This is a genomic window from Cysteiniphilum sp. (assembly GCF_057495195.1).
In genome coordinates this window covers 18,476-31,922 of the sequence record NZ_JBXTEF010000016.1, presented here as the reverse complement: position 1 = coordinate 31,922, position 13,447 = coordinate 18,476, and the positions used below count along the sequence as shown (strand labels likewise).

Sequence of the window (13,447 nt, the reverse complement as noted above, 5' to 3'; positions counted from 1 at the left end):
CCTCGATAGCTATGACGAATTGCTTGATACACCTGCATGCCTGAAATATTTGGCAACATCAAATCAAGCAAGATAACGTCAGGATCAAGTGTGAGACTCAGGTTAATTCCTTCATCGCCTGTAAACGCTTGCGCGACCTTAAATCCCTAATCAGATAAAAACTCCTTCATGATGTGATTGAGCTTTTGATCATCTTCAATAATCAAAATAGAAGGTTGGTCATCTTCCTTAAGTACGTACACTGCCATTACTCACTACTTGATATTTAAACGTGGTTAATTGTTTAATGCCAACAGGGCCTCGAGCATGAAGTTTGCCTGTTGATATCCCAATCTCAGCGCCCATGCCAAATTCTCCACCATCTGAGAATTGTGTAGAGGTATTGTGCATCACAACGGCACTATCAACATTTCGCATGAAAAACTGCGCAGCTGTTTGATCTTCGGTTAGAATCGCATCGGTGTGATGTGAACCATAATGATTAATATGCATAGTCGCGGCAGTAACATCATCAATATACTTGATTGAAACAATACTATCCAAATACTCTGCTGACCAATCAGATTCTGTTGCTTTTTCATATTGTGAAAATTGCTGCCATAAATCCTGATCAAGGCGCAGCGCACACCCTGCTTTATCCAATGCGATTAATAGTGCATCAACATGTTCAATTGGCAACTGTCGATCCAATAAAATCGTCTCTGTCGCTCCACAAATGCCAGGGCGACGCATCTTGGCATTGACACACACATTAAGTGCTTTGCGTAAATCCGCTGCATGATGGACATACGTATGACATATCCCATCTAAATGCTTAAACAAAGGCACTTTACTGTGCTTTGTCAAATATTCAATCAATGCGCGCCCACCGCGTGGCACAACCACATCGAGATACTGATCTTGCGCTACCAGATACTCGATTGCGACTCGCTCCTGAGTTGGCAACATTTGTACCGCATCACTGGCAATCTCTGACTTTGCCAATCCCATTTGTATTGCGCGCATAATCGCTTGATTTGAATTAAAGCTCTCGCTACCACCTCTTAAAATTGCGGCATTACCCGATTTTAAACACAGTCCAGTTGCATCAACGGTAACATTCGGACGTGACTCATAAATAACGGCAATGACACCTAGTGGCACACTGACTGCTTTGATATCAAGTCCTGTTGGTCTTTGTACATGTGATAGCACACAATGAAGTGGATCGGGTTGTTTTGCAATCTCACGCAAGCCATTACTCATCGCCACAACTCGCTCATGCGTTAACAATAAACGATCAAGCATGGCTTTACTTAAGCCTTTTGCCTTTGCATTTTCAATATCCTTGGCATTACTTTTTAGAATATTATCGGCATTGCGCACAATCTCATCGGCAATTAATAACAATGCCTGATTACGCATATCGTTCGTGCTTGGCGCCAAATGGTATGTTGCTTGTTTGGCTTGTTTACACAGTGTTTCTATTGCCTGATATTCATTCATCACTTATCTTAACTCCTAAAACTGAATTCTCTCTCAAACCAATACCATATTATTGCGATGAACAATCACTTTTGTCTCTGGCGTATAACTTTTAGCTAATAGCACCTGCTTTAATACCTCAGCATGCAACATTGCCACACCAACTGCCACCGTATTGCCTTGTTCATCCTTTATCGTAAGCACATCATCGGCTTTAAAATCACCCGCACACTCAATCACACCTACACTTAGTAAACTCTTCCCAAGGCGCAGTGCGCGCAGCGCCCCTTCATTAATAGTAAGCGCACCACTGTGTTTAACATGATGTGCAAGCCAACGTTTTTTAGCACTTTGATCAACTCTTTGAGCCTTAAACAACGTAAAGCGTCCCGCGTTTTGCAAGCTTGATAATGGCTTAAGTGCCTTGCCATTACAAATCAGCATATTACAACCATTATTAACTGCAATCTCAGCTGCTAAAATTTTAGTGATCATACCACCTGAGCTAATCTTAGTATGACTCTCACCTGCCATTGATTTGATCTCATCATTAATCACATCAACGATTTTGATAAACTTGGCTTGTTTATCCATATTTGGGTTAGCGGTATATAACCCTTCGATATCTGAAAATAAAATCAATAAATCAGCATTGATAGTTTGCGCAACACGCGCAGCTAAACGATCATTATCACCATAGCTAATCTCAGTTGTGGCTACGGTATCATTCTCATTGATGATTGGAATCACACGAAATTTAAGTAGTGTTTCCAAGGTATTTTGTGCATTGACATAGCGTTGACGCGTTTCAATATCATCGATATTCAATAGCACTTGCGCGCTATGAATATCAAAGGCTGCAAATTGTGATTGATAGACTTGTGATAACTTAATTTGCCCAATCGCTGAAGCGGCTTGTTTTTCCGCTAAGGTACATTTACGCCCCATACAATTAAGCACCTTGCGCCCCAGCGCCACAGCACCTGATGAGACAATAATGATTTCAATGCCTTGTTTGTAAAGCTTATCAATATCAGCAATTAAACTTTCAAGCCACTTTATTTTGATTTCGTAATTATCATCAACCAACAGCGATGAGCCAATTTTAATCACAATGCGTTTGTAGTCATTTAAATTCATAGATAGTAAGCTCTTGTGCTCTTAAGTTGCTAAGTTATGACTGCTGATTATTCTGCCATGACTTATACCCATCATACACTAAATTTCCAGCATTTATGCTATTGAATTTCTTGCCCTTTTGAGTAATTGATTCTTGCTAATAGCGAATGCATTAAAAAGCAATGAATAGTTTCATTATTTTTAGCAAATGAACGCCCAAAGACTTTGTCAAGGACAGCTATTACCTGCAATTCAATCGTTCAAAAACATCAGCTCATCATCTTACCTTGATTACACTAATTACCCTGATTTCTACGACTTCTCAGCTTATTGCATTTGCAAAGCAGCGAAATGATGATTAGACTTACGAGGAATAATCATCACAAGGATCGACTTATGGCATACAAAGAATATAAACTACTAGAAACCACGACACACACTAAAGAACAAAGCGTCCCTTATTACCACCCGGAAACAATGGATGTCATCTCTCTTGAAACACCTGCTTTGCACGTTTTCACTGACTTTCATACTGTCAAGCCTTATGTGATTCATGTAAAGACTTTAGCCGATGATGCATTACAAATGATGCAAAAAGTAGAAGTACACGCATTATTAGTAACCAACAACGATGATCAGGTTGTCGGTTTAATCAATACCCGCAGATTGCAAGGAGTATACCGTACACAAGTTGCACAAAGCGAAGATATTCACCATAAAGAAGTCACTGTTGGCATGTTGATGGCAAAAATTGGCAGTTTACCAATGCTTGACTACTCGGTATTAAAAGATACTTTGGTAGGACATATTGCGCGCTTAATGCACGATCAACACATTGATCATTTACTTATTCAGGAACAAGATAAATCTGGTAAAGATATCATTCGTGGCATTATTTCAGCCAGTTTTATTGCCAAGCGTCTTGGCGCACAAATTGGGCATGATCTTGCATCCCGCAACCTTGCTGAACTTAACAAAATTATTTAACTTAACGATCACAGTCATATACTATGCCAATTATTTCTCTTCGCAATGCCGAGCTTGCCTTTGGACACCATAAACTCTTAGATAATGTTTCTTTGGATATCGAAGCCAATAAACGTATCTGTTTAATCGGTCGCAATGGCGCGGGTAAGTCCTCCCTTTTTAAAGTCCTTCAGGGTCAGATTCTTCCTGATCACGGTGAACGCATCGTCCATGACAATGCCAAAATCGCATGGCTTGAACAAGAGGTTCCACAAAATACCAAAGGCTCGGTATTTAATATTGTGCTTTCTGGTTTTGGTCAAACTGGTCAGTTAATTATTAACTATCAAAATCTGTTAACAACTGATTTAACACAAGCGCACAATCTAGATCACCTAAATAACTTACAGCAGCAAATCGATAATGCTCATGCATGGGATTTGCAAATGGAAGCAGAGAAAGTGCTCTCCGCCCTGTCACTTGATGGCAATGCATTGTTTGATGATCTATCTGGCGGATTAAAACGCCGTGTGCTACTTGCTAAAGCATTGGTTACCTCACCTGATCTCTTGCTTCTAGATGAACCGACAAACCATTTAGATATCGAGTCAATCGAGTTTTTAGAGCACTTCTTGCCACAGTTTAAAGGCAGTATTTTATTTATCACCCATGATCGCAAGTTTTTGCAAAATATTGCGACTGATATTATTGAGCTTGATCGTGGTAACGTCTTAAGCTTTCCTGGCAATTACGATAAGTTCCTAACACAAAAGGAAGCTTACCTACATGCCGAGGAAGTACAAAATGCTAACTTTGATAAAAAGCTGCAACAAGAAGAAGCGTGGATTCGCCAAGGTGTCAAAGCACGTCGCACGCGTAATGAAGGGCGTGTACGTGCATTAAAAGCATTGCGTGAAGAGCGCAAAGCCCGCCGTGACAAACAAGGCAATGTGAGCCTAAGTGCATCTCAAGCAAATAAATCCGGAAAAATGGTAATTAAGGCTTCAGATATTAGCTTTCATTATGATAATAAACAGATCTTTAATACTTTCTCTTGCGAGATACAACGTGGTGATAAGATTGCAATCTTAGGCAAAAATGGTTGTGGCAAGAGTACGCTACTGCAAGTTTTACTGCAAAAACTAACACCGCAATCAGGCACAGTAACGCATGGTGAAAACTTACAAATTGCCTACTTTGATCAGCTGCGTGATCAAATCGATCCTAAGCTTTCGCTTGTTGATAACGTCACCGAAGGCTCAGATTACTTGGATATTAATGGTCAAAAAGTGCATGTTATTGGTTATCTTCAGAACTTTCTATTTGACCCAAAACGCATGCAAAGCCCAGCCTCTTCACTCTCAGGTGGCGAGCGTAATCGCTTATTATTAGCCAAACTCTTTGCCAAACCAAGTAATGTGTTAATCCTTGATGAACCAACCAACGATCTTGATGTTGAAACACTTGAAGTCCTTGAGGAGCTTATTTTAAACTATCAAGGCACTGTGCTGATTGTTAGTCATGATCGTAGCTTTATCGATAATGTGGCTACAAGCACAATTGTCTTTGAGGGTAATGGTCAATTACAAGAGTATGTTGGTGGTTATGAAGATTGGTTACGCCAAAAAAGCTCGAGCGCCAAGGACTCAGATCAAGCACCTCAATCACTACAAAAACCATCTTCTACCAAAGTAAATAAAGCAGATAAAGCAAATACTAATATCACTAAAAAACAAAAATTAAGTTTTACACAGAAAAAACAGCTTGCTGATTTACCTAACGAGATTGAAGAATTAGAAGCCGAAATTGAAAACTTGCAACAAGAAATTGCAACACCTCAGTTTTATCAACAAAGCAAAGATACCGTGCAAGAAAGCCTACAAGCACTTGAACAAAAGCAAACATTGTTAAATGATAAATATCAGCAGTGGGAAAATCTCTCTGACCTTGAGGCGCAATATGAGCAATCCTAATGAGTCTAATGAATCTAATGAATTACTCAAAGCCAAAATCTTAAGCGAAACAGCACGTATCTCTTGGCTAGAGCTTCAGCGTTTTTTTGCACAAGGTAAAATCATCAAAGTCAGTAATGCACTTGATTTAATCGATGTCGCCTACGCATTAGCACAAAACGATCAAGCACAAATCACGGATTACATGGCAAAAAATCATATTGAATATGTCAATGATGACGACGCTAAACATTGGTTTGAAAACAATACAATGCTTTGGGCTTCAGTCGTCAAACCGTGGGTTTTGGTGCAGGAAAAAACCGTCTAAGACTAAATATCAACCCACAAGTGCTCACCATACCCTGAGCTTACACAATAAAGTGGACAGAAATATGGTCATAGCCAAAAAATCCCACTAAAAATCAAAATACGTAGTTTCACGCTATTTTAAAAACCCTAAAATGAATAATATTTGACCTTGAAAACACGATAACGACTAAACAGAGGTCAATAATGTTACAATTTAAAATGTCACAACTCACTATAGCAACACTTCTAGCTACAGGTCTACTTGCGGGATGTCAATCAGGTGGCAATGATAATAACGATAATAACTCTCATAGTTCTACTTCTGCAATTGGTGCCTATTCAGACAGTTATGTGACATTACCTGAAAAAATTGCTATTGATAGAAACGCTAATTTACAGCTTGATATTACAGCTATTGCTGATCATAAAAGCATTTCAGCAGTAGGCTCTTCTCAAGTGAATTTCTTGAAAATTAAGAATATTATTCTAAATGGTAATATCAAAGAGACTGCAACCATTGATAATTATCAAACTGATTCGGGTGTTCTCTACTGTGAATCTAAAAGTGGTTATACAAACTTAAAAGATGGTGCTACGTGCTGGTTAAACTACAAATTTTTATCTAAAACAGCACAAGATATCAAAGGTGACATCACCGTCATCCTTCAAGATATCAATGGCAAAATTGTACAAGTTAGCACACCAGTGACCACTCAGTTTGTACAACCAGATCAACTGCCTAATATTATTGATATTAAAAACTCAATCACTATAACACCACAACAAGAAACTAATATTACAATTACTAACAATACGGGTGATGATCTGCATGGGTTAACCCTTGATTTTAGTAATATGCCATTAGAGTTAAGAAAAGCGCTTAACACGGGGCTTGTAACTTATGCCAATTATGATCTTAATGCCGACTTAGAAAAAGGCTTCATTAAGTTTACACACGTTATTCGCTCAGGTGAAGATATTAAATTATCGCTTATGGCGCCAAATACTGATTCTGAAAGTATATTAAAGAAGTATGCAGCAAATTTAGAAAATAACGAAATAGATCACAAACCGATGATTCAAATTTATGCAGCAAATGCCAAATTAATCGATCTAAAAGGTAAAGTCTTTGTTAATACTCAACCGGCAAACCTATCATCCATTACTGCAACAAAATCTGGCCCATATACTGCTACCTTTGCTAATATGGGTAACCAAACAATCACTATTCGCACAATTGATAAGGCTGAAATGCCAAAAGGCATTACGTTTTTACCACATACTGAAATTAATGATAAGCGTTGCCATGAAGGACAGCAGCTTCAAACAGGAGCAAGTTGTAAAGTAGACTTTTCCATTTCAGAAGAGGCATTCACTGGCGATGATGCTACATATGAATTACCTATAAATATTAATTATGAATTAGGTGAGAAATCATCTAAAACTTATCACTCTAGCGAGCAAGCAAATAAACCCACTATTATTGTCAAATCACCTTTAGTAGATTCTTATATCGCGACATTTGCCAACATGAGCGAGCAGGATATGGTTATTCGCTCCATTGAAAAAGGCGAACTACCTGAAAATATCAAGTTTTTGCCTCACACTGACATCAATGATAAGCGTTGTCATGCTGGTCAAATACTTAAGCCTGCAGCAAGCTGTAAAGTTGAAATTGCAGTGACACAAGACAGCTCTACTAGTGAAAAAAGCACTTATAAACTGCCTATTCATATTGGTTATGAAACATCTGAAAAAGCAGCAGAAACGCACTACTCAAATGACTTGGTGTTTAAATAGCACTTATATTACTTGCAATCTAAGCAAGTTTCTCCAATCAAATATGTACTCCATTTGCAACTAGATAACGAAAATGTGCTTCTGATTGCAATATTTTTGCAATCATCTCATAGCGACTCTTACAATTTAGCTTGTTTGCCATCGAGGCAACAAGACCCTCAATCGTTCTAATGGATCGAGACAATAAACAAGCAATCGATTGGTTTTCATAGACACCTGAATATATCGCCATAAAACAACGATTCTCAGCTTTTGTTAACGTATACAATGGCTTTGGCATAAGCTCTGAATAATTCACCTCCAAAGGTGTTATCGTCTTTGAAATATCAAACTCTTCTAGCTTCTCAAGCTCTTTTAGAATATGGACTTGGATATATTCAAACACCTCTTCAAATAAGACACGATAAGTTAAGTAAACATGATATGAGCTCATTGGTATCGTTCTGGGTAGTGCAAATGTAGTATTTAAGATATAGCCATTTGCTAATATCTTATGTGTTGAATGGTAGGTAAAAGTATTGTTACTAAAATTATCCTCATAATCCTTGGCAGATAGTTGATTGAAGTAGGACACTACTTCATTAAGTGATGCAGCTGCAAATGGAATGACAAGGTGATTATGATAACTATAAACAGGTTCTCGCACATGGTCATCGCTATCAATCCAATGCTGTAATGAGTCTGCTTGAAAGAAAGGAATAGCATATACTTTGCCATCTGGTGATAAAATCATAATCGTCACATAATCTGCTTGCAGTTTGCGTTTAATTTCTTTAAAAAAAGCAGCATGCTTATGCAATAGCTTTTTTGAGCCCAATGTTAGTCTATGATTATATAAATTTCTTATCTGAGTCATACCTTTTCCTTGTTAGCAAACTGAAGCGCTCAGTGCATAAGGTTAATTATAGACATATAAAAGAATATATTTAAATCAAAATTTAAACCTACACTACCCATCAATCATTTACTCTTTTGGTTAAGGCTAATCAAAACGCCTACTACAATTGCTATACTTAACATTAAAATTAAAACAACAAAAGCCATGTAATAACCATAATGCACTGATAATGTGCCAAAGGATACTTCATTGATAATACTACCAAGGGTGATAACTAAAGAGGCCATGGCAACAGCAGCAGATACACTTTTATCATTATTTTGCTTTAACAACGTTGCATAACCAAGCATCTGTGCGCTTGCAAAAGCACCAATCAAAAACATATCAATCATCAATATGATATAAGGCAGCTGATTTAACAACGCAATGCATCCACCAATACAGCCAATCGCCGATATGGGATATAGCATCACACCATGGCGATATTTGCTTAGCAAAAAGTTAAAAACAGGACCCCCTATAATAAAGCCTGCTATGATTAAATTATTCGCAACTGTAAGCATATATGGATTATAGTTATAAAACTCACGAAGCAAGCTCTGCCCAAAACTAAAGGCAATAATTGTGAACGGAAAATTAATGGTTGACATATATATCCAGACATACCAGTTTATTTTGTTTTTGAGTACTTTTTTGAACATAATTCCCAAAGAAGCTCGTTTGAAACACTGGCACTTCAAGCTTGGATAAAACACCGACACAATCAGAAAAAGAGCAGCCCCCAAGATTAAATTAAGTATAACAACAAGACCTCCAGAACCCGAGTAAACATACAAAAAGCCACCACTGACTCCTGAGACAATAGCACTTATAAATGCGATACTAATCACGCTTGCAATGGCAACTTGGGCTTGCTTTGATGTCAACAACATGCTCAATAATTTTGCACTACTTGTCAATGTGAAAGCACTTGCAAACCCCATGATTACTAAAGCCAAATAGGCAAATAATAATACATTAGAGAAATATAGTATTAAATTCGCCACAATGAACATAGCAAAGCCCAATAATGTAATTACTTTAATTGGAAAACGCTCAATAATAATACCTGCAGGCAAACACATCACGAGATTTGTCATAAGATAACTCGACAAAAATAGACCATAGTTAGTTATCTCAAATTTATCAACATAATAAGGCTGCAATACATTGAATAGGCTTAACTGAACTAACCAATAGCAAAAGAATAAGCTAGAGATTACCGTTACGAATACTGTTTTAAATAGTGATAATAATTGTCCATGTATAGCCATTTATTTTTAACACACATTCAATATGATGTTTTATAGTATAGGACATGGGCAAATAGCCCGCAAATAACAAAGTTTTTCGACAAGCCTTAGCAGTGTATGCTAAGATGCACGCAACTTTTTTTAAGAAAATTTCATAATCAAGATATGACAGATAAAGAAAAAGAGATTGAACGTCAAAGCAATATGACACATAAAGAATTGTTCAAACTAAATGGTGCTAAAGCTGCGATACGCTCAGTGATCTTTATTTTGATTTTTGCCGTATTTTTGTACGCAGTCACCGGAGATATGCTATCACCCGAGCTTGCTGTGATTTTCTTTTTAATCGATGCAAGTTTAAACACCTTTCGTTACAAATGGTTCAAATCACTGCGAAAATAAGAAACTTCTAAATTAAGAAAAATTGGCGACGGCGGGTTCGTATAATAAGTGCTTACCGCCCCTGAGTATAAATCGAAGCGGTGCACTGAGCGTCAGTCGAAGTGTGTAAGCTTGGGAGAATTGCACTCTCATAGAAGAGGCTTCGACTTGCGCTCAGCCAACGCTTACACACTCAAAGTGGGCAGGAATATAATCATAGTCAAAAGTTCAAATCAATAATAGGTTGTGTCAACGTCTCATCGATAAAGTCTAATGCAATACTTGCCCCATTCCATTGCGTCTTATCAGGGTCTTGGCCTGTAGAAATTTTATAGCGTATAACTACGATTATTACTTTTTTATTGCGTATGATTGCGCGTGTTATTTAATGATCAATACAAATATAATTATAACTCATTTAATTATTAGGCATTCTCAAGAACGTTAAGGTAATACATGCTAAAAACCAAAAACACCCAATTAATAGCAATATTTAACTTTTAAGCAGCCGCAAAAGCCATGCTACATGTGTGCATTCATGAAGAACACCCTTGGATACACAAGGAAGGTTCTGCTTAACGAAATACCTTAAGCGATTAAGCCATAATAACTTAAAAGCAGCTTTTTCTAATCCTTATTAACCACAACAGGAGAATTTAATGAAAACCAAATTATCAATGACCACCTTGCTACCAATAATGAGTCTAAGCTTGTTCGCTTGTCAAGGTGGTGGCAGTGGTGATTCAAATCATTCAGGCAAGCAGCAAGGTGTCAAAATCTCTGCAAAGGTATTAGAAAAGCCACCTGAAGAAAGTATCGCTCACCATGAATCAATTATATCTGCTGAAGTTTATGCTGATCAGAAACAATCTCTAACTGCTTTGGATAATGGCGCTTATGTTGAAATCAAAGGTGTGGCATTAGACGGCACATCATCAAAAAACACAGTTCATGCTACTTTACTTCAGCAGCAGCATGTTGGTAACAATGGTGATTGTTTTCACCAAACGACAAAAGAATCAATTGCGACAGCAAAGCTATCAGCAGGCGAGCATTGCTATGTCACATACAAAGTTTCAGGCGGAGAAGTTGGTGAAAGTGCACGTGGGAATATTTATCTTAAGACATCGACTGGAGAGCTCAAGTCTTCTGACATAAAGACTTCATATCACACAAAAGATGATCTTAAAAATCCAAGTGCTATTAGGGTTAATGACGATCAAGGTGTTTTTATTGCGCCAGGAAGTGTTGTAAAACTTTCAATCAAATCTCAGAACAAAGACATTAATAACCTAATGTTAATTATCCCTGAATTTTTACAGCAAAAGATAGAATTAAGCGATAAAGGTTATAGTCTACAAAAAATGTTACTTAAAAAGGGTGACAGCCATGTGTTTCAATTTAAGCTAAAGGATAAATTTGATACTCCTTTTACGGCTTCTCAAATACATGATCTTAAAAATAATGACGATGGTAAAGCTCAGCCATTGATTTATCTTATTGCTGCGGATTTACCGCAAACAAGCATAGGCAAAATCAATATAGTGAGTAATAAGAAAGTCAACTTAACAAACGGACACATTTCATCTCAAGGTGATAAGAGTACCATATTGGAGCTAGTTAATGCTGATAAATCACCAATCACTATTCATCAAATAAACAACAGTCAACATGATTTAATCACCCAAGATCTAACGCTGAAAGATAGCTGTCGATCAGGATTAAAGTTGCCACAAAATTCAAGTTGTTATATTAAATTACTGGCAAATGATCAAATATCAAGTGACCCTTTACATAGCAAAAACTACCATAATACAACATCGGTGATGTATGGTGACAATCAATCAATCGCCTCAACAACAGATGTTGATACGTTAACGCGGATTGATTGCTCCAGTTCAATTATTATTCATCAGTCAAATACTGGAGTAAAAGAAGTACCCATTAGATTTAAAAACAATGGGCCATTTGTCTGGAAACCATCAACTAAAATAACTGATTATGTTATAGGTTCTGATGATGCTGGATTGATACTACCAGTTTGGGGTAATAATACAGCAACATCTTGCCTAAGTGGCAATAAGGTTGCTATTGGCGAAGACTGCCAAATGATGATGCTAGTTTCAGATAAAACAAGTATTACGGGCTCAAAAAAAGCATATATTCAACTCAAATCATCCGCTAATAGCAACATTGCGAATGACACCACAATACCACTTGTGATATTAGCTAATAAAAAAGCACATCTAAGTTGGAAACTAAATGGTGAAGAGATTAGCAATGTACATCAAAGTATCAATTTGGGATATGACGATAACGCTTTTTTCATGCAGCACTTTGTGCTTAAAAATGATGGCGATATCCCCCTGGTTATTAACAAGATTATTGGTAGCCCTAAGTTAGGCATTGACTCAACAAAATGCCTTACAACACTCTCTCAAGGAGCGTCTTGCGATGTTTATATCACAGCAAATGATAAAATCAATATTGATAGCCCTGTAAGCCTTGAGGTAAAAACTCAAACACCGTCTGAAAATATAGATAATATATCCGGCTTCAAACTGGACAACATTATCGCTACTGAAACTGTATATTGCTTTGACAAGCCTGTTGGCAGTAAATTTTTAGCGTATGATAACAAACATTATTTAGTTGTCGATAATGACGCAATTAGAGATAGGTCTATCAAGCAAGGGATTTTGAATGGCAGAAAACCAGTGTGCACATCACATGTAACCAGCATGGTTGACCTTTTTTTATATGACCCCGATTTTAATCAACCAATTAATAACTGGGACGTATCTCGTGTAACAAATATGACTGGAATGTTTCATAACGCTAGACATTTTAATCAACCTATTAATAGCTGGGATGTATCCCGTGTAACGAATATGGCAGTAATGTTTCATGGTGCTGAGAACTTTAATCAACCTCTTAATAACTGGAATACATCCAAAGTTCACAATATGTATCAAATGTTTCAAGATACTTACTCATTTAACCAGCCATTGAATAACTGGAGTGTTACTAACGTTGAAAATATGGCTTATATGTTTTTCAGCAGTGCCTTTGATCAAGATATTAGTCTTTGGAACGTTACACATGTTCTTAACCATGATCACTTTGGTGATTTCGATAGCTGGAAGCAACCTGAATTTAACACTTAGGTTTAATTCACAATAACTTCCAGTCTGATTGATTTACTATACCGATCGCAGATCATTTTGCTTAGCCAAAAAGCTATTTGGCTATTAAGAGTATTATCTATCACCATTTTAAAGCCTGATAGCACTTAGTTTACATAGGCCCTCGTCCACATTTCAACA

The 13,447-nt window shown here is 37.2% G+C and carries 10 protein-coding genes and 1 pseudogene; 6 read left to right on the top strand and 5 right to left on the bottom strand.

Annotated features, from left to right (window positions below; translation table 11 throughout):
- The 3 genes and pseudogenes from ACY10D_RS01740 to proB form a co-directional block, all read right to left on the bottom strand.
- Positions 1-134, bottom strand: a pseudogene (locus tag ACY10D_RS01740) (response regulator); the annotation flags it as partial.
- 94 nt (positions 135-228) lie between these two features.
- Positions 229-1,485, bottom strand: coding sequence for a glutamate-5-semialdehyde dehydrogenase (locus ACY10D_RS01735; protein WP_486999087.1), 1,257 nt, complete (start codon positions 1,483-1,485; stop codon positions 229-231).
- 33 nt (positions 1,486-1,518) lie between these two features.
- Positions 1,519-2,604: a glutamate 5-kinase gene (gene proB, locus ACY10D_RS01730; protein ID WP_486999086.1), complete on the bottom strand. Its 1,086-nt coding sequence runs from the start codon at positions 2,602-2,604 to the stop codon at positions 1,519-1,521.
- Between the two features lie 375 nt (positions 2,605-2,979).
- On the opposite strand from proB, the gene ACY10D_RS01725 reads away from it, so the two are divergent.
- The 4 genes from ACY10D_RS01725 to ACY10D_RS01710 all read left to right on the top strand — a co-directional run bounded on the left by ACY10D_RS01725 (position 2,980) and on the right by ACY10D_RS01710 (position 7,610).
- On the top strand, positions 2,980-3,570 hold the full coding sequence (locus ACY10D_RS01725) for a CBS domain-containing protein (protein ID WP_486999085.1): 591 nt from the start codon (positions 2,980-2,982) through the stop codon (positions 3,568-3,570).
- 23 nt (positions 3,571-3,593) lie between these two features.
- Positions 3,594-5,522, top strand: a complete 1,929-nt coding sequence (locus ACY10D_RS01720) for an ATP-binding cassette domain-containing protein (protein ID WP_486999084.1) — start codon at positions 3,594-3,596, stop codon at positions 5,520-5,522.
- A complete protein-coding gene (locus ACY10D_RS01715; protein WP_486999083.1) occupies positions 5,509-5,829 on the top strand; it encodes a DUF2288 domain-containing protein in 321 nt (106 codons plus the stop codon). The genes ACY10D_RS01720 and ACY10D_RS01715 overlap by 14 nt, the downstream gene beginning before the upstream one ends.
- Before the next feature lie 185 nt (positions 5,830-6,014).
- Positions 6,015-7,610: a hypothetical protein gene (locus ACY10D_RS01710; RefSeq protein WP_486999082.1), complete on the top strand. Its 1,596-nt coding sequence runs from the start codon at positions 6,015-6,017 to the stop codon at positions 7,608-7,610.
- A gap of 37 nt (positions 7,611-7,647) precedes the next feature.
- Here ACY10D_RS01710 and ACY10D_RS01705 read toward each other — a convergent pair whose 3' ends face one another.
- Together ACY10D_RS01705 and ACY10D_RS01700 are read right to left on the bottom strand one after the other, a co-directional pair.
- Positions 7,648-8,466: a helix-turn-helix transcriptional regulator gene (locus ACY10D_RS01705; protein WP_486999081.1), complete on the bottom strand. Its 819-nt coding sequence runs from the start codon at positions 8,464-8,466 to the stop codon at positions 7,648-7,650.
- A gap of 104 nt (positions 8,467-8,570) precedes the next feature.
- Positions 8,571-9,761 carry an MFS transporter gene (locus ACY10D_RS01700; protein ID WP_486999080.1) on the bottom strand — a complete coding sequence of 397 codons (1,191 nt, stop codon included), beginning with the start codon at positions 9,759-9,761 and terminating at the stop codon, positions 8,571-8,573.
- Between the two features lie 144 nt (positions 9,762-9,905).
- Here ACY10D_RS01700 and ACY10D_RS01695 point away from each other — a divergent pair, with 144 nt between their 5' ends.
- Positions 9,906-10,142 (top strand): hypothetical protein, encoded by a 237-nt coding sequence (locus tag ACY10D_RS01695; protein WP_117001540.1) that lies wholly within the window; start codon positions 9,906-9,908, stop codon positions 10,140-10,142.
- 638 nt (positions 10,143-10,780) lie between these two features.
- Positions 10,781-13,288 (top strand): BspA family leucine-rich repeat surface protein, encoded by a 2,508-nt coding sequence (locus ACY10D_RS01690; RefSeq protein WP_486999079.1) that lies wholly within the window; start codon positions 10,781-10,783, stop codon positions 13,286-13,288.
- The last annotated feature ends 159 nt before the right edge of the window (positions 13,289-13,447 follow it).